The 21,282-nt window shown below is 31.3% G+C and carries 19 protein-coding genes; 15 read left to right on the top strand and 4 right to left on the bottom strand.

Annotation, left to right across the window (positions count from 1 at the left end; genetic code table 11):
* Complete coding sequence (gene recD2, locus HMPREF0520_RS06065; protein WP_006730028.1) at positions 1-2,343, top strand: SF1B family DNA helicase RecD2; 2,343 nt, start codon at positions 1-3, stop codon at positions 2,341-2,343.
* Positions 2,344-2,381: 38 nt separating this feature from the next.
* On the opposite strand, the gene rnjA is transcribed toward recD2, so the two are convergent.
* The 3 genes from rnjA to def all read right to left on the bottom strand — a co-directional run bounded on the left by rnjA (position 2,382) and on the right by def (position 4,985).
* A complete protein-coding gene (gene rnjA, locus HMPREF0520_RS06060) occupies positions 2,382-4,061 on the bottom strand; it encodes a ribonuclease J1 (RefSeq protein ID WP_006730027.1) in 1,680 nt (559 codons plus the stop codon).
* 8 nt (positions 4,062-4,069) lie between these two features.
* A complete protein-coding gene (locus tag HMPREF0520_RS06055) occupies positions 4,070-4,294 on the bottom strand; it encodes a DNA-dependent RNA polymerase subunit epsilon (protein ID WP_006730026.1) in 225 nt (74 codons plus the stop codon).
* 136 nt (positions 4,295-4,430) lie between these two features.
* Positions 4,431-4,985, bottom strand: a complete 555-nt coding sequence (gene def / locus HMPREF0520_RS06050) for a peptide deformylase (protein ID WP_006734105.1) — start codon at positions 4,983-4,985, stop codon at positions 4,431-4,433.
* Positions 4,986-5,234: 249 nt separating this feature from the next.
* Between def and typA the strand changes: the two genes are divergently transcribed.
* The 9 genes from typA to holA all read left to right on the top strand — a co-directional run bounded on the left by typA (position 5,235) and on the right by holA (position 14,700).
* Positions 5,235-7,070, top strand: a complete 1,836-nt coding sequence (typA, locus tag HMPREF0520_RS06045; RefSeq protein ID WP_006731691.1) for a translational GTPase TypA — start codon at positions 5,235-5,237, stop codon at positions 7,068-7,070.
* Positions 7,071-7,213: 143 nt separating this feature from the next.
* Positions 7,214-8,416: an FtsW/RodA/SpoVE family cell cycle protein gene (locus HMPREF0520_RS06040; protein WP_006730023.1), complete on the top strand. Its 1,203-nt coding sequence runs from the start codon at positions 7,214-7,216 to the stop codon at positions 8,414-8,416.
* Positions 8,394-8,726 carry a DUF2129 domain-containing protein gene (locus HMPREF0520_RS06035; protein WP_006730022.1) on the top strand — a complete coding sequence of 111 codons (333 nt, stop codon included), beginning with the start codon at positions 8,394-8,396 and terminating at the stop codon, positions 8,724-8,726. The genes HMPREF0520_RS06040 and HMPREF0520_RS06035 overlap by 23 nt, the downstream gene beginning before the upstream one ends.
* A gap of 2 nt (positions 8,727-8,728) precedes the next feature.
* The gene (gene rsmD, locus HMPREF0520_RS06030; RefSeq protein ID WP_006730709.1) at positions 8,729-9,277 is read left to right on the top strand and encodes a 16S rRNA (guanine(966)-N(2))-methyltransferase RsmD; all 549 of its coding nucleotides are present in this window, start codon (positions 8,729-8,731) and stop codon (positions 9,275-9,277) included.
* Position 9,278: 1 nt separating this feature from the next.
* Positions 9,279-9,761: a pantetheine-phosphate adenylyltransferase gene (coaD, locus tag HMPREF0520_RS06025; RefSeq protein ID WP_006730720.1), complete on the top strand. Its 483-nt coding sequence runs from the start codon at positions 9,279-9,281 to the stop codon at positions 9,759-9,761.
* Position 9,762: 1 nt separating this feature from the next.
* Positions 9,763-10,794 (top strand): SepM family pheromone-processing serine protease, encoded by a 1,032-nt coding sequence (locus tag HMPREF0520_RS06020; protein WP_006730019.1) that lies wholly within the window; start codon positions 9,763-9,765, stop codon positions 10,792-10,794.
* A gap of 42 nt (positions 10,795-10,836) precedes the next feature.
* Positions 10,837-11,469 carry a helix-hairpin-helix domain-containing protein gene (locus tag HMPREF0520_RS06015; protein WP_006735962.1) on the top strand — a complete coding sequence of 211 codons (633 nt, stop codon included), beginning with the start codon at positions 10,837-10,839 and terminating at the stop codon, positions 11,467-11,469.
* Positions 11,438-13,717, top strand: coding sequence for a DNA internalization-related competence protein ComEC/Rec2 (locus HMPREF0520_RS06010; protein WP_006730017.1), 2,280 nt, complete (start codon positions 11,438-11,440; stop codon positions 13,715-13,717). Before HMPREF0520_RS06015 ends, HMPREF0520_RS06010 begins: the two co-directional genes overlap by 32 nt.
* Positions 13,714-14,700 (top strand): DNA polymerase III subunit delta, encoded by a 987-nt coding sequence (holA, locus tag HMPREF0520_RS06005; RefSeq protein WP_006730016.1) that lies wholly within the window; start codon positions 13,714-13,716, stop codon positions 14,698-14,700. Before HMPREF0520_RS06010 ends, holA begins: the two co-directional genes overlap by 4 nt.
* Positions 14,701-14,748: 48 nt before the next feature.
* On the opposite strand, the gene rpsT is transcribed toward holA, so the two are convergent.
* The gene (rpsT, locus tag HMPREF0520_RS06000; protein ID WP_006730015.1) at positions 14,749-15,003 is read right to left on the bottom strand and encodes a 30S ribosomal protein S20; all 255 of its coding nucleotides are present in this window, start codon (positions 15,001-15,003) and stop codon (positions 14,749-14,751) included.
* 192 nt (positions 15,004-15,195) lie between these two features.
* On the opposite strand from rpsT, the gene rpsO reads away from it, so the two are divergent.
* From rpsO to tig, 5 genes are all read left to right on the top strand, one after another.
* Complete coding sequence (gene rpsO / locus HMPREF0520_RS05995) at positions 15,196-15,465, top strand: 30S ribosomal protein S15 (protein ID WP_006730014.1); 270 nt, start codon at positions 15,196-15,198, stop codon at positions 15,463-15,465.
* Between the two features lie 186 nt (positions 15,466-15,651).
* Positions 15,652-17,538 carry a ribonuclease J gene (locus HMPREF0520_RS05990; RefSeq protein WP_006730013.1) on the top strand — a complete coding sequence of 629 codons (1,887 nt, stop codon included), beginning with the start codon at positions 15,652-15,654 and terminating at the stop codon, positions 17,536-17,538.
* Positions 17,507-18,376 carry a tetratricopeptide repeat protein gene (locus tag HMPREF0520_RS05985; RefSeq protein ID WP_006730012.1) on the top strand — a complete coding sequence of 290 codons (870 nt, stop codon included), beginning with the start codon at positions 17,507-17,509 and terminating at the stop codon, positions 18,374-18,376. The genes HMPREF0520_RS05990 and HMPREF0520_RS05985 overlap by 32 nt, the downstream gene beginning before the upstream one ends.
* Before the next feature lie 169 nt (positions 18,377-18,545).
* The gene (gene tuf / locus HMPREF0520_RS05980; protein ID WP_006730011.1) at positions 18,546-19,736 is read left to right on the top strand and encodes an elongation factor Tu; all 1,191 of its coding nucleotides are present in this window, start codon (positions 18,546-18,548) and stop codon (positions 19,734-19,736) included.
* Positions 19,737-19,862: 126 nt separating this feature from the next.
* Positions 19,863-21,191: a trigger factor gene (gene tig, locus HMPREF0520_RS05975; RefSeq protein ID WP_006730010.1), complete on the top strand. Its 1,329-nt coding sequence runs from the start codon at positions 19,863-19,865 to the stop codon at positions 21,189-21,191.
* Positions 21,192-21,282 lie beyond the last annotated feature (91 nt).

Below are 21,282 nucleotides of genomic sequence, written 5' to 3'. Positions count from 1 at the left end.
ATGGCAGAATTACAGTTAATAGGAATGGTAGAGGGAATTATTTATGAAAACAATGAAGAATTGTTTAAAATATTGGATGTTCATATAATTCGAAAAATAGCTGGATATGATCATGATTCTATTAGAGTTATGGGTAATTTCGGAGAGATGGATCTGTCAATTCGATATAAGTTTGTAGGTGAAATAATTGAGCATTCAAAATTTGGTATGCAATTTAAGGCTAAAAGTTATCAAGCCATAATGCCTGCGGAATATAATGCGATTGTAGATTATTTAGCTTCAGATAAATTTGCAGGAATAGGAAAAAAAACAGCTGAAAAAATAGTTTCACAATTGGGGGAAGATCTTTTTACCAAAATTAAAGATAATAACAAGGTTGTAGAAGATCTAAAATTAACAGATAAGCAACGTCAAAGCTTGTTAAATGGAATTTTGCATATGGATCAATTGGGTGAGATATTAACTCAAGCGGTGCAATATGGGATTAATAAAAGTATTATTACTGATTTGTATAATAAATATAAAGGTGAGACATTATCCAAGATAGAAGAAGATCCATATGCTTTAATTGCTGAAACACGTGGCTATGGTTTTAAAATTGCAGACAGTATTGCAAATAAATTAGGCTTTAAAGCGGATGATAGCAGGCGTCTAAAGGGTGCACTTATGCAGGTATTATTAGATTCGGCTCTAAAAGATGGAAATACATATCTTTTGATGGATAAGTGGCTAGAAAATACTAGTGAATTGCTTTATATAGATGATTTCGATCTGCTAGCTAATGAAGTCAATAATTTAAAAAAAGATAACAAAGTAGTCATATTTGATGATAAAGTATCTTTAACAAATATGTATACGATAGAAAAAGATATTGCTAATGATTTAAAAAGAATTAGTGATAGCAATAAAAAGGATATCCCATATCTAGATGACGACTTAAATTCTGCTATTAAGCACGTTGAACAAAAGTTTGATATAAGTTACGATGATACGCAGAAAAAGGCTATAAAAACTGCATTGAATAATTCAATTTCTATTCTGACTGGTGGACCTGGTACAGGCAAAACAACTATTATTAGAGGTATTTTAGCTACTTTGCAGGAAATTGAAAAGATTCCAAATGATGTCCTTTATACTGATGATCCTCCTTTTTTATTGGCAGCTCCAACTGGTCGAGCTGCAAAAAGAATGTCCGAATTAACAGGTATAGATGCTAAAACGATACATCGCTTATTAGGATTAGGCATATCTGATTTAAATCAAGAAAATATGAATGAACTAAATGGAGAAATTTTAATTATAGATGAAATGTCTATGGTTGATATGTTTTTATTTAAGAATTTAGTTAGTTCTATTTTTCAACTAAAACATATTGTATTTGTTGGTGATAAAGATCAATTACCTTCAGTAGGGCCTGGAAATATTTTTAGTGATCTGATAGCTTCTAGTGCTTTTCCTACAACAAAATTGAGTATGATACATCGACAGAGTGATGATTCATCTATTGTCGATCTTGCACATAAGATTAATCAGAATAATGCTCAAGCAAATATATTTACTAAAACGCCTAATTATTCCTTTATATCTTGCAAGCCTAATAGTATTGCTGATGCTATAGAAAAAATAGTTGATATCGCATTAGAAAAGGGCTTTTGTGCTGATGATATTCAAGTTTTGACAGCTATGTATAATGGTGTAAGTGGTATAAATAGCTTAAATGATTTGTTACAGAATATAATGAATCCTGCTAAGATTGATTCCAAAAAAGTAGAAGTGCATAATGAATTTTTTAGAATAGGTGATCGTGTCTTACAATTACAAAATAATCCTGAAAAAGAAATTTATAATGGGCAAATCGGTAAAGTGGTTGGTATTGATGATTCACAAAAATCAGCCAAATTGATTGTTCGATTCGATGATCGCGAAGTAATGCTTACATCTAATGATTTATCAGATTTAACAAGAGCATATGCTATTACTATTCATAAATCACAAGGTTCTGAGTTTCCACTGGTTATCTTAGCATTAACGATGCAAAATTATATTATGCTAAAGAAGAATTTATTGTATACTGGGATTACCCGTGCTCAACAAAATTTGGTTATGATTGGTGAAGAACAAGCATATCAAATGGCATTAAAAACTGAAGGCAATGATCGACAAACTGATTTGTGTAGTAAAATTCAGTGTATATTCAATAAAAATGATATTGAGTTACAAGAAAATGAGATTGATAATGCTGATAATCATTCTGAAAATTATATTTTAACGCCTGATTTGATATATTCTAATAAAATTGATCCAATGATTGGTATGGAAGATGTTCGATTGAGTGATATATAAAAAAAGCAACTGCGAGTTATTTCGCAATTGCTTTTTTATTACTTCTTTTCAATAATCATAGGTAAAATCATAGGACGACGTTCTGTTCTGGAATATAGAAAATCTTGTAAAGTTTCAATAATATTCTTTTTTAACTCACGCTCATCAGATTTAGTTTCTTTGGCCATTTCTACTCTTAGTAGGTGATATATATGCTTTTGTGCAGCGGTAATTAAGTCAGTTGATTCACGCATATAAACGAAACCACGACTTAAAATATCAGGACCTGCAAGAACTCGTTGATGCTGATAATCAATCGTAGCGACCACTACCACTAAGCCTTCTTCTGCAAGTATTTTACGGTCATGAACTACTATGTCACCAACTTCAGATGTGCTAGAAGTATCAACGAAAACATCTGGTATTTGTATTTTGCCAGCTATTCTAGAACTAGTCTTTGTTAACGCTAGTACATCACCATTTTCAAGTACAAAAGTATGATCCTTAGCCATTCCTGTAGCTTGGGCAGTTTCTGTATGTATTACTTGCATACGATATTCACCATGTACAGGGATGAAGTACTCAGGCTTAGTTAGCTCGATCATCATTTTTTGTTCTTCTTGACCACCGTGTCCAGAAGTATGAACATTGTGTATTTTTCCGTGCACAACATCGGCACCAGCTTCATATAATTTGTTAATCAAATGGTTAACACTAGTGGTATTTCCTGGTATTGGATTTGAAGAAAAGATAACAGTATCGCCTGGTTTAATACTAATCTGTCTATGTGAACCGTCGGCAATTCTAGAAAGTGCTGCTAAGGGTTCACCTTGCGAACCTGTACATAATATCATAGCCTTCTCAGGAGGTAATTTATTAATTTCAGATGCTTCAACAATTGTACCTTCAGGTATATCAAGATAACCCAAATCTATACCATTTTGAATACCATTCTCCATAGAACGACCAAATATAGCCACTTTGCGTCCGGTAGCTACAGCAGCTTTAATCGCAGTAGATACACGATACAGATTTGAAGCAAAAGTAGCGAAAATAATACGTCCTTTAATACCCGTTATAATATTATGCAGGGATTTTGCAACAAATCGTTCAGATTTTGTGAATGTAGCTACTTCTGCATTGGTTGAATCAGAAAGTAAGGCAAGTACGCCTTCTTCTCCTAGTTTAGCCATTTTTTGAAAATCCGGTGCTGGTTGATCCATTACTGGTGTAAGGTCAAATTTAAAATCGCCAGTGAAGATAACAGTACCTTGTGGTGTATGAACAGCAATTCCTAATGTATCAGGAATAGAGTGTGTTGTTCTGAAAAAGGTTACAGACAATTTTGAAAATTGTAGAACTGTATCTTCGTATTCTTCATGTAGCACACTATTTTTTAAAATACCATGTTCATCCAATTTACCCCTTATTAATGCAAGTGCGAAAGGAGTGGCATATACAGGTATTTCTGGTATTTTTTTGAGTAAAAATGGAATCCCACCAATATGATCTTCGTGTCCATGTGTAACCACTAAGGCTTTTATTTTTTCTCTATTTTTAATCAAATATGAATAGTCAGAAATGATATAGTTAATTCCCATTTCACCATCTTCAGGGAATTTGATTCCGCAATCCATTATGATAATTTCATCTTGGTATTGTACACAATACATGTTTCGACCAATTTCGCCTAATCCCCCTATGGCGAAAATGCCTACTTCATCATTTTTTAATTTCAAGATTTTAATTAATTATTTGATGGAAAAGTTGAAAGCTTAAAATCCGGACTTTGCTTTTCATAAGCAAGGGAATTGCCCGTTAATTCTTGGATAAACTCAATGTTGTAGGGGGTGTTGTCTTCAACCAATTTGCGAGCTTCAACTAAATTATCTGCTTTTAAATATAAAGTTTGTGTTGTTTCTCTTCTTGGATTAACAATCTGGTCTTTTTGATATAAAACTTTGTAGATCATTATGTAATCTCCTTTTTAATTTTAATAAACGTCTAAATGTTGGATAAAACCAACAGCTAACAAAATTTTATCATAAATGTACAAATAAGTATACAAATTAAGCTTAAACAAAGAGCTGCCTCAAGCAGCTCTTTGTTTAAGAAATTACAACAGTATCTTCATCTAATGAAAACGGATTTTTCTTGTCAATACGATCGTAGAACAAATGACCATTTAAATGATCAATTTCATGGGAAGCAACGATTGCAGGATATCCTTTGAGAGATATTTGCTTTTGCTCGCCATCTACTGTCTGATATTTTATTTTTAATTTGTATGCTCGAGGTACATAGCCTTGAATATCTTTATCTACGCTTAAGCAACCTTCTCCTTCAGATAGGCAGGTACGTCTAACTGATTCTGAAATAATTTTTGGATTAACAAAAGTTTCTTTGAAGATAATATTGCCTTGGTCATCGGGAACTAGTAGGGCAGCCATTTGGACACTTTCACCTACTTGTGGTGCAGCTAATCCTACACCAGCTCTCAATTGATGCTTTTCAGCAATTTTGGGATCTTGAGAATTTATTAGATATTGCATCATATCTTCAGCTAGTTTTTTATACTTATCATTTAATGGAAAGGTTAGCTCTTTACCAACTTGTCTAAGTACATGATTGCCATCACGTACAATATCGTGCATGAGTATCAATGAAAAAATCTCCTTTTAAAAATTTTAATAAATATGTATATCAGATGATTATTATACAACAACCCTGTTGCAATATAAATAAAATATTTTTATGTGGTAAATGCTCATTTTATATTGACGTTTGCTAAATTTTTGTTTAAAATACCATAACGTAACTATAGTTAATGTAAAGCTTCATCGAAATGCATGATTTTTATTAGCTGTGACTGGAGTCACGGCTTTTTCGTTAGTTTTAGGGAGGAATATCTTTTGCAAAGAAGAGACGACATTAGAAATATTGCTATTATAGCCCATGTTGACCATGGTAAGACGACATTGGTTAATCAATTATTAAAGCAATCAGATACTTTACCAGAGCATATTCAAATAGCAGATAGAGCCATGGATTCCAATGCTATAGAGCGTGAACGTGGTATAACTATTTTGTCCAAGAATACAGCTGTTAAGTATAAAAATACAACAATTAATATTTTAGACACACCTGGACACGCTGACTTTGGTGGAGAAGTTGAACGTATTATGCATATGGTTGATGGTGCATTGCTATTAGTTGATGCTTATGAAGGAACTATGCCACAAACGCGTTTTGTTTTGAAAAAAGCTTTGGAAGCCGGCGTAAAACCTATTGTTGTTATTAACAAGATTGATAGACCTGGTGCACGTCCAGCTGAAGTGCTAGATGAAGTATTAGAGTTGTTTATCGAGTTAGGTGCATCTGATGATCAACTAGAATTTCCAGTTGTATATGCTAGTGCTCTTAATGGTACATCTTCATATGAAGATGATCCAGCTAAGCAGGAACAAACTATGGCTCCTGTTTTTGAAACTATATGTAAAAATATACCAGCACCAGTTGATAATTCTGATGAATCATTACAATTCCAGATTACTATGTTAGATTGGGATGATTATGTAGGAAGAATTGGAGTTGGTAGAATTTACCGAGGAAAAGTAAAAGTCGGAGATAATATTACCGTTATGAAAATTGACGGTACTAAGCAAAATTTCCGTGTTACCAAATTATTTGGTTACTTCGGGTTAAATAGAAATGAAATCCAAGAGGCCAAAGCAGGGGATATTATTGCGATATCTGGTATTAATGATATTTTTGTTGGTGAAACAATTGCGTCTGCTGAGGATGCTGAAGCTTTACCACCATTACATATTGATCCACCTACATTGCAAATGAATTTTGTAGCAAATGATTCACCATTTGCAGGCAAGGAAGGTACACAAGTTACTCCAAAGAAGTTGGAAGATAGATTGATTAAACAGACAAGAACCGATGTTTCTTTGAAAGTTGAATCAACCGATCAAATTAATTCTTGGACAGTTTCTGGTCGTGGAGAATTACACTTGTCTATTCTTGTCGAAGAATTACGTCGTGAAGGGTTTGAAATGCAATTGTCTCGTCCAAAAGTTATTTATCGTGAAATTGATGGACAGATGTGTGAGCCTTTTGAAGCTGTGCAAGTTGATACGCCTGACCAATATGTTGGTTCTGTAATTGATTCAATTTCTCAAAGAAAAGGAGAAATGAAAAATATGGAATCAACTGGTAATGGTCAAACCAGATTGGAATTTTTAGTACCATCTCGTGGATTAATAGGATATAACAACGAGTTTATGTCACAAACTGCTGGATATGGTATTCTTAACCATACTTTTGAAAAATATGGTCCTGTAATTAAGAATTGGGCACCAGGTCGTAGAAATGGAGCTTTAGTTTCTATTAACCAAGGTCCTTCAACTACATATTCTCTACAATCAGTTGAAGAACGTGGCCAATTATTTATTGGTGCGGGAGTTGAAGTTTATGAAGGAATGATTGTTGGTCAATCCTCAAGGGAACGTGATATAGCAGTTAATGTAACTAAGGGTAAAAACCTAACAAATACACGTGCAGCTGGTAAGGATCATGCTGCAGCAATTAAGACACCGAAAACATTAACCTTGGAAGAAGCTATTGAGTTCTTAAATGATGACGAGTATTGTGAAGTAACACCTCAGAGTATTAGATTACGTAAGAAAATCTTGAATACTAATGAACGTAAAAAAGCAGATAAAAAACGTGACAAAGATTAATATCTGATATTATACAAATTAAACACCACACATGATAATGATTGACTGTGTGGTGTTTTTTTGAGTTAAGATATTCGTTACAATATAAATGATCTATGTTTAAGTGATATAATACAATAAATATGAGTTAGGGAGAATTTAGCATGAGACAGAAACTGAAATATTTAGATTATAGCATTCTAATACCATATTTGCTTTTATCCTTATTTGGTATTGTTATGATATATTCGGCCAGTTCGGATATTTTGTTAGTTAATGGATTTTCTCCAATGGTATATATGCGTAAACAAATAATTAATTTTATACTTGCATTTTTGGCTTTGGGTGTACCATTTTTTACTATAAAATTAGAACTTTTAAAACGACTAAATTTTGTATTCTTTTTTCTTGTTATTTCCATAGCAATGTTATTTTTTCTAATTGTTTTAAAAATAATATCTCATGGTCAAGCGGAAATTAATGGTGCTGTTGGTTGGATTAAAGTAGGGCCGATTAATGTGCAGCCAGTTGAATTTGCAAAATTAGCATTAATATTTTATTTGGCTTTTGTTTTATCTAGGAAAGATGGATATTTAATACCAGGTAAAATTATTGAAAATTTAAAGAAACCGACTATGTTAGTTGGGTTAATGTTGTTTTTAACAATATTGGAACCTGATTTTGGTGGTACTTCTATTTTGTTTTTAATTGTTTGTATAATGTACTCAGTTTCAGGGATGCCTATTAAATATGCTGTAGGTGGGTTATTGATTTTATTTTTCTCTGTATTAGCTATTGTGTTTCTTTTGTTACATTTTCAACCTGCTTTTATTACAAAGTATTATCAATTTCAACGTTTATTGGCTTTTGCACATCCTTTTGAGTTAGAGAAAACTTCAGGAGGACAATTAGTTAATTCTTATTATGCAATTCATAATGGTGGTTTATTTGGCGTAGGAATAGGTAATTCTATGCAAAAAAGAGGATATTTGCCAGAACCGTATACTGACTTCATTTTGTCTATTATTTCAGAGGAATTAGGATCAATTGGTGGAATTGCCGTTGTCGCTATTTTATTCTTTTTGGTTTGGCGTATAACGGAAGTAGGATTACATACTCAAAATCAGTTTAATTCATTATTATGTTTTGGTATTGCAACAATTATATTTACAGAAACATTCTTTAATGTGGGTGCTGTATTAGGAATGTTACCAATAACAGGAGTTACTTTACCTTTTATATCATATGGTGGATCATCTATCATGGCATTAACTGCTGCAGTAGCTGTAGTTTTAAATATTGAAGCAAATGAAAAAATCATGCGTGCAAGAAAGGATATACTGAATGGGGTTAGTTTTTCAAGATAAAAATAAAGTTGAGCAAATAAGTGATCGAGTTGCTATTGTAGTGTATCTTAATAAAAACTATGAAAAAAGTTTTTTATATAAATTCGGGAATCTAATCTACGCTTCCCCCAAAAATGATTATGCTATCATGTATATAAGTGAATCTAAAGCAAAAAAAATTATAACAATGCTGACTGAAAATAAATTTGTTAAATCGGTTGAAATTTCTAAATATAATGATTTAGATTTTTCTTCTGAGCATACAACTGAGCTAATGAAGAATTTAAAAACAACAGCAGAAAACAAGTTAAAGAATGGTGAGGAATTTTAATTTTGCGAATTATTTCTGGAAAATATGCTAGGAGAAACCTATTTACATTAAAAAGCAATTCAACGCGTCCCACGAGTGATAAGGTAAAAGAATCTTTATTTAACGCAATGGGTCAATTTTTTAGTGGAGGTCGTGTGCTAGATTTATATGCTGGTAGTGGTGCTTTAGGATTAGAAGCCGTTTCTAGGGGATATGATAGTGCAGTTTTTGTAGATATAAATTATGCTGCATGTGAAATCATTAAAAAAAATATTTTGTTGACTAAGGAAAAGGAAAGATTTGAAATCTTTAAAAATAGTGATTTAAGAGCTATCAGTATTCTTGCATCTCGAAATTATCATTTTGATTTGGTGTTTTTAGATCCCCCCTATGCTAAAGAAAAAATAATCAAGGTAATGAAAATTATGCTTGATGCAAATATTTTGAATGAAAAGGCATTGATAGTAGCAGAAACTGATGAAAATGTAGAGTTACCTGATGTAGAGGGTTATAGTTTAATAAATAGACATCATTTAGGAAGAACTAAGTTTAAAATTTATGAAAGAAAATAATATGAGAAAAGCGATATTTCCTGGTAGCTTTGATCCACTGACAAATGGTCATGTAGAGACAGTTAATATTGCTACAACGATATTTGATAAAGTGTTTTTTGTTATTATGACCAACACTAATAAAAAATATTTATTTACTGAAGAGGAACGTTTGGAAATAGCTAAAACTGTTTTTAAAGATAATTCAAAAGTTGAAGTTATAGCTAGACCTCAAGAATTAGCTGTCGATGTCGCTATGAAATTGGGTGCCAATACGATTGTAAGAGGTTTACGTAATGATGCAGATTTTAATTATGAAAGGGAAATAGCAGCAATTAATAAAACTTTAGCACCACAATTGAATACAATATTATTGTTAACAGGACCGGAAAATAGTTTCATTTCTTCTACTATGATTAAGGAGACAGCAACTTTTGGTGGCGATATAACCAAACTTGTACCCGATATAGTGTCTGAAGCGTTAAAGAAGAAATTGAATAAATAATATGTTTAAAAAGAAAATTAATATAAAGGTAAAATTTCTTATTATCGGGTTTTGTTTAGTAATTTTATTGATATTTTTTATTTGGCCAACCAATTATTACATTGAATCACCTGGAGAAGTTGATAGAGTAAGTGATTATTTAGTTACAAAAGAAAATAAAGTAAGCCATAATTTATATTTAGTAACTGTTTATGGACGCAAAGCTAATATGATTGATTATTTGCTATCTTTATTGCGTAGTGATGAATCACGATTTTATTCTAAAGAGATCATGGGCGATACAAATGATAATCAATATGATCAAATGCAAAAATGTTATATGAAATCTAGTCAAAACAATGCTATCTATGTTGCAGCTAAATCCGCAGGAATAAAGTTTAAAATTCGTTATCAAGGTGTTAAGGTTTTGGAAGTTTTGCCTCAGTCACGATTTTATTCTAAGTTAAAAATTGGCGACATGATTATTAAAGCCAATAAAAAGAATATCCGATCGAGTGCAGCTTTGATTGAATATTTGAAAAAATATCCATTACATAAAAAACTAAAATTAACCATTTTGCGTAACAAAAAAGAAAAGCAGGTTGATGGTAAATTAATTAATATACCTCGTCTTAAAAAACATGGTATAGGGATAACTTTGCTCGATAATACTGAGATTATAACGAAGGCTCCCTTAAAAATTTGTACGCCTGACATTGGTGGACCTTCAGCAGGTCTTATGTTTACATTAGCATGTTATCAAGTATTTACACATAAAAGATTAAGTATGCATAAAAAAATCGTCGGTACTGGTACAATCGAAGCAGATGGTCATGTTGGTACAATAGGGTGTATTAAGCAGAAAACGATAGCTGCTGCACGTGCAAATGCAGATATTTTCTTAGTACCAGCTGAATGCCTGCAAGGTGAGAAAAAATCACAAACTAATTATCAAATAGCATTGAAAACAGCTAAAAAGTTAAAGACGAAGATGAAAATTGTTCCAGTATATAATTTTAGGGATGCTATCAATTATTTAAAAAATAATAAATAAAAAAGACACAATTTTTCGTATATAAGTTACGAGGTGAAAATTGTGTTTTTTGATAAAATTAAGAAATTTTTTGATGAAAAAAAGACGATATGTGTTATTGGGGGATTAATATTATTTGGTATTTTTCTTTATTTTCAAGTAAGAGATGACAATATGATTGAAAATGAACCTTTGGTGCAACAAAATGCAAACCAAAAGAAAACTAATTCTGATAATAAACAGCATTCGTCACACAGTTCGAAATTTATAACTTGTGATATTTCAGGTGCAATTAATAAAAGCGGTGTATATACTTTGAAATCTGGTTCTAGGTTAAATGACTTGATTAAAAAAGCGGGTGGATTAAGATCAGATGCACAACTACGTGCAATTAATAGAGCACGTATTTTAAAAGATCAGGATCAGATTTATATTCCAGATAAAACAGAGAAGGTAGCTGATACAGCTGCCGAAGCAAATAATGTTAACTCTGATGATAAGCAAGATAAAATAAATATAAATACTGCTACTGCACAGGAATTACAAAAATTATCTGGTATTGGTCAAAAAAGAGCTGAACAAATTATTGAATGTCGTGAGCGTATAGGAGGATTTAAGTCTATTGATGATTTAAAACAAGTGTCAGGAATAGGTGTAAAAACTATTGAAAAGCTTAAACCACATCTCGTTTTATAATTTAAAAAATGGGCAATTATTCTTATTAGCACTGATTTTGGCTATAGAATCTATAGCACTATTTTTGGCAACAAATATTTGGCAAGTTTTAGTTTCGATTTTTTTTATAGCATATTTGTTATTTGTATTTTATTTTAAATTTAAAGAAGCTTTTTTAACCATACTTTGCATATTATTGGTTTTCTTTTTATGGGGCTCTTATAGAAAAAATATAAGTGAATATAAGAAGATAGATAGTCCAATTAAAGTGTATCCAGATAAATTATCTCATAGTGAAAATCTATATTTTGGTTGTGCAAAATATAAAAATAGTAATTTATATATAAGTATAAATTCTAATCAGCAATTCATTGAGAAATTTAAAAAAGGTATTCCTTTTTGGATAAAAGTTGATGATAGTAAAATTAATAGCTTAATGCCTAATACAGTTCCAGGACAGTTTAATTTTAAAAAGTGGGGCTTATGTAGAGAGATAAAACAACAAATTCAGATAAAACACTTCACAATTGTAAATAGAAAACCAAGTATATATGATTTGTTTTATTTGATACGTTATAAAATAAAAGAATATCTTAGTAAAATGTCACGTTTACTATCTTTTTTCTCACATGAGTTAATTTTGGCTGAAAATCCAGATAAAGTTAATAATAAAGATATTTTGAATAGTTATCGCAATTTAGGAGTTATTCATTTATTAAGTATTTCAGGTCTGCATGTTAGTCTATATACTATGATTATTAGTAAGTTTTGTTCTATAATAAAACGAACTGAAAGAGAGTGCTTTATCTTATGTACAGTAATATTATTCGTGGAACTTTTTTTATCTGCTTTTCAACCAGGCTTTTTTAGAGCGACTTTAACTTTTTTATTAAGTTCATTTTTTAAAAGTAAAAAAATACCTTTAAGTTTGTTAGATATATTATCATTAGTTTTTATATTTCATTTGTTTTTGAAACCTTCATTGTTATTAAATGTCGGTGCTATTTTATCTTATTTATTGGTAGTTGCAATAATAGCGACCAAAAAATATTCAATGATAATGCAAAATATTTTTGTTAATCTAGCTATTTTGCCAATTTTGTTGCATTATTTTTTCCAGATGAATATTCTAACGATTATATTTAACTTCCTTATTGTACCAATTTTTAATTTTGTTTTATTGCCGATAACTTTTATAAATTTAGTTACGTTTGCTATTATCCCTAAGTTATCTTTTTTATTTGAAATGATAATGCAAATAATAACTAAGGTTATAGAAACGGTAGCACGTGCTAAAATTGGAATAATTATATTTGGACAAATAAATTGGTGGCAAACTATACTTTTGTTGATATTAACGTTTATATTAATCATTAAACCTAAAATGATTTTATTTAAATTACGTATCTACTATTGGCTATCTTTAGGGTATCTGCTATTTTTCATTTTGATACATTTTCCGCTCTATTCGCAAGTTGCTTTCATTGATGTTGGGCAGGGTGATAGCATTTTAATTACTACACCTCTCAATCGCAAATGTTATTTAATAGATGTAGGAGGAAAAGTTAATTTCGGTAAGAAAGGTAATAGCGGAATATCGCAAACTGAAAAAATATTATTACCATTTTTGTATTCTCAAGGAATTAATAAAATAGATGGTATTTTTTTGTCTCACCAAGATGCTGACCATGTTGGAAATTTGCGAGATCTTTTAAGTTATATAAGAGTTAAAAAAATATATTTTGGTGATGGGTTATTGGATAATAATTCTTTTAAAAGAAGGATAGCTGGAAAAGTAGCACATACTAAGTTAATTAATTTGTTAGTAGGTAATTTAGTTCAAGAAGCAAATATTAAATTTCATATTCTTTACCCTTTTGAAAAATCGGTTGGTAAGAATGAAGATTCTTTAAGTTTGATGTTTAACCTATCAGGTGATAATTGGATTTTTACTGGTGATCTTGATCGTGCAGGTGAGGTCAAAATTATTAATAACTTTAATATTAAAGCTGATTATATTAAATTAGGCCATCATGGCAGTAGAACAGCGACTGATCCTAAGTATTTACGGCAAATAAGACCAAAGTTAGCAATTATTTCTTCTGGTAGAAATAACCGTTTTGGTCATCCTCATGCGGAAACGCTGAAAACATTAAATGAATGTAAAATTCCATATTTGAATACGCAAGATAATGGTACAATCATATTTAGGCATTATTTATGGAATAAGAAAACAATTAAGACATGTTTCAACAAGGGTAGGTTATGACATTAATATCATTATTTAAACAATCTAATAAAGATAAAAACCATCTTTTAATTTATGGTACCAATGATTTACTTAATAATTACATAATGACAGATTTTGTTAAACAAAAACAATTTAGCAATTACGATCTTATATATGTTGATGTTTTAGAATCTGGGATAGATGGATTAATTGCCACAATTAGTGAGTCCTCATTATTTAGTTTGCAAAGGCTAATTATTGTTAAAAATCCAATATTTTTGAGTACTAAATTTGTAGTTAAGGATTCTAAACAATTAGAAAAATTAAAGCAGTTAATTGATAATTTATCTATTTTAGATGATTTGATAGTTTTTGTGGCTAATTATGAAAAAATTGATAAACGTAAAGCTATTGTTAAGTTGTTAATTAAAAATGTAAATGTTGTCGAAACCAATTTTAAAGCTCAAGAAGTGGCTAAAATTTTGAAATCTATTGCTGCTGCAGAAAAAATAAAATTTATTGGGGATGCATTTACGGAATTAATTAAGCGAAGTGACAATGTTTTTTCGCTAGCTTTAAATAATTATTTAAAATTAAAAAATATTGTTGAAGGTAAAGAAATATTACCTGAAGTTGTTAAAAGTAATATCGATCAGTCTTTATCTGAAAATGTTTTTGAGATTATGACTGCTATCTTTAATAAAAATTATGTTGAAGCTAATCGTAGATTAGACGACCAAATCAATAATGGACTGACACCGATTGCATTATTAGCAATTTTTGAGAGCCAGTTGGAATTTTTATTGTGTGTTAAGATTTTACAAAAAAGAGGATGGATTAAAGATCAAATTGTTGATGAATTAGACGCCAATCCTTATAGAATATATTATGCTTTAAACAACAGGTTAGATATTACTCGTCTAAAGCAGAGTATTAAGTATGCGATAAAATTAGATTATGGATATAAAAATGGTACTTATACAGGTGAATCCTTTTTAAAAGTATATCTATTAAACATATAAAAAACAGATAATATCAATATATTATCTGTTTTTTTAGTACCATCTAAATTATTTAGCTACTTTCTTAGTTAAACGTGACTTATCACGATTAGCCTTATTCTTAGAAATAAGACCTTTAGAAGCTGCTTTATCAAGAGCTCTAGCTGCTTCAATATGCAAATCATTTACGTTATCTGCATTAGCTGCAACAGCTTCTTTAAACTTTCTAACTTGTGTTCTTAACTTACTTAAGTCAGATGCATTACGCTTATTAGCCTTATCACTAGTAATTACACGTTTAATTGCTGATTTAATTTGTGGCATCAAAATCACCTCGATTAAATATAGGTTTACTTGTTAATTGTACTAAATAGTTAAGTATGGTGCAAGAAAAAATATACTTGCATTTCTAAAAAAAATTTAGTAACATAAATATTTGTTAGAACCATTAGCGCTGTTAAGCGGTGCCATCGCTCAACGTTGTTAATGGCATTTTATAATTGAGAGGTATTTATTATGGCAATTACAAAGGAAAAGAAAGATCAGTTAGTTAAAGAATTTGCACGTCATGAAGGCGATACAGGTTCAGCAGAAGTGCAAATCGCATTGTTGACTGAAGATATCAACAATCTTAATGATCATTTAAAATTGAACAAGCAAGATCACCATTCATATGTTGGTTTGTTGAAGAAGATTGGTCACCGTCGTAACTTACTTCGTTATTTGAAGGGTAAGGATATTCAACGTTACCGTGATTTGATTACTAAGTTAGGTTTACGTCGTTAATACATGAATAATATAAGTCTAATAATCATCGTCATTGATGTTATTGGACTTTTTTGTTTGCGATAAATAATCAAAAATCATTAATCTTTTAAAATAGTTGTGTAATATGTTAAAATGGTCGTGAACATAATCAATTTGATCTATTAGATCCAAATATATTATCAATCTGAAAAGGAAGAAAATTATATGACACAACAAATAAAAATAATGATGCTGGGCGGAGTACGCGAAAATGGTAAGAACATGTATGGTGTACAAGTTGATGATGAAATTTTTGTACTTGATGCAGGTCTTAAGTATCCAGATAGTTCTTTGCTCGGGATAGATATTGTTATACCAGATTTGCAATTTTTTGCAGATTATGGAGATAGAGTAGCTGGTATTTTTCTTACGCATGGTCATGCAGATGCTATTGGAGCATTGCCATATATTTTGCGTGATTATGATATTCCAGTTTTTGGATCTAAATTAACAATTGAATTAGCTAAGATTGCAGTACAACATGAAAACAAACAATGTAATGATGATTTATTTCATGTTATCGATGAAGATACTGAGATTGATTTCAATAATGTTACTATTTCATTTTTCAAAACAACGCATTCATTGCCAGATTCTTTAGGAATTGACGTTTCTACTGAAAAAGGTGAAATAGTTTATACTGGTGATTTTAAATTTGATCCGTCTGCTAAAAAAGACTACAGAATGGATTTTGTTCGATTAGCTGATATTTCACGTAAGGGAGTATTAGCCTTATTAAGTGATTCAACCAATTCTGAATCTGTTCTGCAGAATGATCAACAACCAGATATTGAAAAATATATTTTGAATGTATTTAAAAACCATGATGGTAGGATTATCGTTGCATCTAAGGCCTCTAATATTGTACGTGTACAAGAGATTTTTCAAGCAGCAGCAGCTACTGAAAGAAAGGTATTTTTGACAGGTAGAGATATTGGTAGAATCGTTTATACTGCCATGCAAATGGGATATTTAAATGTTCCAAAAGATATCTTAATTCATGGTAAAGATCTAAAAAATATACCTGACAAAAATATATTAATTTTAGAAACAGGTAGGATGGGCGAGCCGTTGAAGTCATTGCAAAAAATGGCAACTAATAGGCATCGAATGATCAAAATAAAAAATGGAGACCTAGTTTTTATAGCTACTACACCATCACATTCTGTAGAAACTATGGTTGCTCAAACTAGTGATATTATTTATAGATCGGGTGGTATTGTTAAGCAATTAGGGTATGATAAGCATACTAGTGGTCATGCTACGGGTAGAGATTTACAGATGCTTATTGATACGTTAAAACCTAAGTATCTAATTCCAGTAATAGGTGAGTATCGCTTATTGGAAATACATAAAAACTTAGCTGTAGAGGCTGGCATGGATCCTGAAAATATATATATTACAAAAAATGGGGATTGTTTATTACTTGATGATGATAAGTTTTATTTGACAGATCCTGTACCTGCAGAAGATACCATGATAGATGGTTCGGGTGTTGGTGATGTTGGAAATATTGTTTTGAGAGATAGAGAAATATTGTCTGATGACGGTATTTTTATTGCAGCTGTTACAATTGACAGAAAAAAGAAAAAAATCGTTGCTGAACCATTAGTTTCTACCAGAGGATTCATTTATATTAAGGAAAGTCATGATGTGATGGATGGAGCATCGGATGTAATTAAAACGACTATAAGTAATAATTTCAATCATAAGAAATTTGATTGGACAGAGTTAAAACAAGATTTACATACTAATTTAGAGAAATTTTTATATAAGGAAACTGGACGTAGACCCGTTGTTTTACCCATAGTGATGGAAGTAAATCAAAATAGACATCGTGCTATGGTAAGACGTCAAGCAAATGTATCTGCTGATCATGATGATATTGAAGCTGTTAAAGCTAATTCTAATTTAAACGTTATTAGTCAGATTGTTAAAAAAGGCACATATAGTAATTCAGCTGCAGTTTCCAAATATAAATTTAATAATAGAAAAATTAAGATAAAAAGGGATATAAAAAATGTCCGTTTCAGACCTAAAAAAATTAATTGAGTTGGCACAAAAAGCGTTAACTATAGGTGATTTAGAACGTGCAAAGAATTGTTATTTACAATACTTGAGTGTACAACATGATATAAAGTGCGTTATTGCATTGGGAAATATATTTTTACAAGAAAAAAGACCAGATGAAGCTTATAAACTTTTAAAAGATGAATCTGATCTTTTTTCTGATGATATGCTATTTAAATTTTATTTGAAAGTTCTTCAAGAACGACATTTTTATATTGAAGCTAAACAGGTATCCTATTTGCTGGGTAAACCTCTAGCTATTGAAATAGTGCCTATTGTAGGATTTGATGCAGATAAAATAATGTCGGATTTTCATAAGCTTAATATAATTACGCAAGAAGATTATATTAAATTGTATAGTCTAGATGAAGAAACATTTATTGAATTTTCAAAAAGTTTATTGTTAGATCCCACTACTGACTTTATAGTTAAAGCAACTTTGTGTAATGATTTTATCAAGCTTGGAGTAAGCAAAAAAATTAATATTAGAATTTTGGGTCAAATGCGGTTTTTTGTGCCTGCCGATACTAGTATTTTTTATCAAAATTCTATTTATAGATATTTAATTTCATTCTTGAAGCATCACTATGAAAATAATCCAAGTAAATTGAATTTATTAGTCAATGAAATTACAATTTTTTGTGAAGTTATTTTTCCGTGTATAGAACTCTATATTACCGATGCAGATAAATTTGCTAGGTGTTTTATAGATTATATAAATGGAGAATCTGATAATATCAATGAATATACTAAATTATTAAATGATGTTTATGCAGAATTATATCGGTTTAATTACAATTACAAAATAAAAAATAATTAATAAGATATAACTATTGCCCAATTAAATTCTGTGTGATAATATCAGTTAAGGATATTTTCAAAGCGGTAATTGCTATGCTTTTATCTTTGAAAGTAGTATAATAATAAAAGAAAGAAATATCCGTTACTTGTAGACGGACTTCTTGCAAATATACAGGAGGGTCATTTTAATGGCAGAAAAAGAACATTACGTTAGAACTAAGCCGCACGTAAACATTGGTACCATCGGCCACGTTGACCATGGTAAAACGACTTTAACAGCAGCTATCACTACTGTTTTAGCAAAAGAAGGTTTAGCAGAAGCTAAGGATTATGCAGGTATTGATGCTGCACCAGAAGAAAAGGAACGTGGTATTACTATCAATACCGCTCACGTTGAGTATGAAACTGAAAAGCGTCACTATGCACATATGGATGCTCCAGGTCACGCAGACTACATTAAGAACATGATTACTGGTGCTGCACAAATGGATGGAGCTATTTTGGTTGTTGCTGCAACTGATGGTCCTATGCCACAAACTCGTGAACACATCTTGCTTGCACGTCAGGTTGGTGTTAACTATATAGTTGTATTCTTGAACAAAGTAGATCTTGTTGACGATCCAGAATTGATTGACTTGGTTGAAATGGAAGTACGTGACTTGTTATCAGAGTACGGTTACCCTGGTGACGATGTACCTGTAATTCGTGGTTCAGCATTGAAGGCACTTCAAGGCGATCCAGAACAAGAAGCAGTTATCAAGAAATTGATGGATACTGTTGATGAATACATTCCAACACCTGTACGTGATACTGATAAGCCATTCTTGATGCCAGTAGAAGACGTATTTACAATTACTGGTCGTGGTACTGTTGCTTCTGGTCGTATCGATCGTGGTACTGTTAAGATTGGTGACGAAGTTGAAATTGTTGGTTTGACTGATAAAGTTGAAAAATCAACTGTAACTGGATTGGAAATGTTCCGTAAGACACTTGATTTAGGTGAAGCCGGAGATAACGTTGGTGTATTGCTTCGTGGTATTGACCGTGATCAAATCGAACGTGGTCAAGTTTTAGCTAAACCAGGTTCAATTCAAACCCATAAACAATTCAAGGGTCAAGTTTATATCTTGAACAAGGATGAAGGTGGACGTCATACTCCATTCTTCTCAGATTATCGTCCACAATTTTATTTCCACACAACTGATGTTACTGGTAAGATTGAATTACCAGAAGGAACCGAAATGGTTATGCCTGGAGACAACGTAGAGTTTACTGTAGAGTTGATCAAGCCAGTTGCCATTGAAAAAGGTACTAAGTTCACTATCCGTGAAGGTGGTAGAACTGTTGGTGCTGGTCAGGTTACTGACATTGTTGATTAATATAAAAAGGAGTATGTCTTTGTGACATGCTTTTTTTTTATTTAAAATTTGTTTTTTTTGTCAATTTAAGGTAAGATAATTGAGTGTGCAAGACAAACCCAAATTTGACATCGGAGGTAGTAATTAATGTCTGCAAAATGGGAAAAAACCGGAAAAACTACCGGTGAATTAACTTTTGAAATTTCAACAGAAGAGATAAGTAAGGGATTAGACATTGCTTTTAAGCGTGTTAAAAAGAATTTACGTGTACCTGGTTTTCGTAAGGGACATGTTTCTCGTGTTGTTTTTGATCAATTTTATGGTGAAGAAGCTTTATATGAAGATGCTGTTAACGCAGTTTTGCCAGTAGCTTATGCTAATGCTATAGCAGAATCTAAAGCTGAAGTTGTTGGACAACCTAAAATTATGCCTGTATCCATGGAAAAAGGTAAGGCATGGACTTTTAAAGCAATTGTTTCTACTAAGCCAGAAGTTAAGCTTGGTGATTACAAAGGTGTTGAAGTTCCAAAACAAAATAAGCGTGTTTTGGTAAAGGATGTTGATGCTGAACTTAAGAAGCGTCAAGAACAAAATGCTGAATTAGTATTGAAAGATGGCAAATCAGCTGAAGGTGATACAGTTACTATTGATTACGAAGGAACTGTTGATGGTACCAAATTCGAAGGTGGATCTGCTAAGAACTATTCATTGGAATTGGGTTCTAAGACATTTATTCCAGGATTTGAAGATCAATTATTGAATCATACTGCTGGTGATGAAGTTGATGTAGTTGTTACCTTCCCAGAAGATTACAGTGCTAAGGATTTAGCTGGTAAGGAAGCACACTTTGCTACTAAAATTCATGAAGTTAAATCTAAGCATTTGCCTAAGATTGACGATGAATTTGCTAAGGATATAGATGATTCTGTAGAATCTTTGGACGAATTAAAAGAAAAGATTAAAGCCGATTTAAAGAAGCAAAAGGAAGAAGCAGCTGAAGATGCTATTCAAGAGGCTGCAGTAAAAGAAGCAGTTAATAATGCTTCTGTAGATGAGATTCCTGAAGCAATGATTAATGAAGATGTTGATAATCAACTTAAACAATATTTAGGTGGTATGCAACGTCAAGGTATAGATCCTAAGACTTATTTCAAATTAACAGGAACTACTGAAGAACAATTACGTCAACAATTAGCAACTGATGCACCAGAGCGTGTTAAGACTAATTTAGTTCTTGAAGCAATAGTATCTGCAGAAAACATTGAAGTTACAGCAGAAGAAATTAATCAAGAGATTAAGAATTTAGCAACAGATTATAATATGGATGAAAAAGTAGTTCGTCGTACTCTATCTGATGATATGCTCAAGCACGATATTTCTATTAGAAAAGCAATAAATTTAGTAGTTGATAACGCTAAGGAAGTTGCTAAGAAGAGTTCAACTAAGACAGCCACTTCAGAAGATTCTGATAAGTAATAAATCTTATAGATACAGAGACGGCTCTTTAGTCGTCTTTTTTGTTTGCATGGTTTGATATAATCATATTTAGGTAAGACGTATGCATTAT

It is taken from the genome of Lactobacillus iners DSM 13335, assembly GCF_000160875.1.
Lineage (GTDB): Bacteria > Bacillota > Bacilli > Lactobacillales > Lactobacillaceae > Lactobacillus > Lactobacillus iners.
The sequence above is the reverse complement of the archived record's forward strand: the minus strand, read 5'-3'. Positions and strand labels throughout refer to the sequence as shown.

Bases quoted from the DNA above. Each gene is read 5' to 3' on its own strand.
- recD2 (WP_006730028.1), top strand. From the start codon at position 1: ATGGCAGAATTACAGTTAATAGGAATGGTAGAGGGAATTATTTATGAA.
- HMPREF0520_RS06055 (WP_006730026.1), bottom strand. From the start codon at position 4,294: ATGATCTACAAAGTTTTATATCAAAAAGACCAGATTGTTAATCCAAGA.
- HMPREF0520_RS05985 (WP_006730012.1), top strand. From the start codon at position 17,507: ATGTCCGTTTCAGACCTAAAAAAATTAATTGAGTTGGCACAAAAAGCG.
- HMPREF0520_RS06040 (WP_006730023.1), top strand. From the start codon at position 7,214: ATGAGACAGAAACTGAAATATTTAGATTATAGCATTCTAATACCATAT.
- HMPREF0520_RS06035 (WP_006730022.1), top strand. From the start codon at position 8,394: ATGGGGTTAGTTTTTCAAGATAAAAATAAAGTTGAGCAAATAAGTGAT.
- tig (WP_006730010.1), top strand. From the start codon at position 19,863: ATGTCTGCAAAATGGGAAAAAACCGGAAAAACTACCGGTGAATTAACT.
- tuf (WP_006730011.1), top strand. From the start codon at position 18,546: ATGGCAGAAAAAGAACATTACGTTAGAACTAAGCCGCACGTAAACATT.
- rpsO (WP_006730014.1), top strand. From the start codon at position 15,196: ATGGCAATTACAAAGGAAAAGAAAGATCAGTTAGTTAAAGAATTTGCA.
- HMPREF0520_RS05990 (WP_006730013.1), top strand. From the start codon at position 15,652: ATGACACAACAAATAAAAATAATGATGCTGGGCGGAGTACGCGAAAAT.
- rpsT (WP_006730015.1), bottom strand. From the start codon at position 15,003: ATGCCACAAATTAAATCAGCAATTAAACGTGTAATTACTAGTGATAAG.
- holA (WP_006730016.1), top strand. From the start codon at position 13,714: ATGACATTAATATCATTATTTAAACAATCTAATAAAGATAAAAACCAT.
- HMPREF0520_RS06020 (WP_006730019.1), top strand. From the start codon at position 9,763: ATGTTTAAAAAGAAAATTAATATAAAGGTAAAATTTCTTATTATCGGG.
- coaD (WP_006730720.1), top strand. From the start codon at position 9,279: ATGAGAAAAGCGATATTTCCTGGTAGCTTTGATCCACTGACAAATGGT.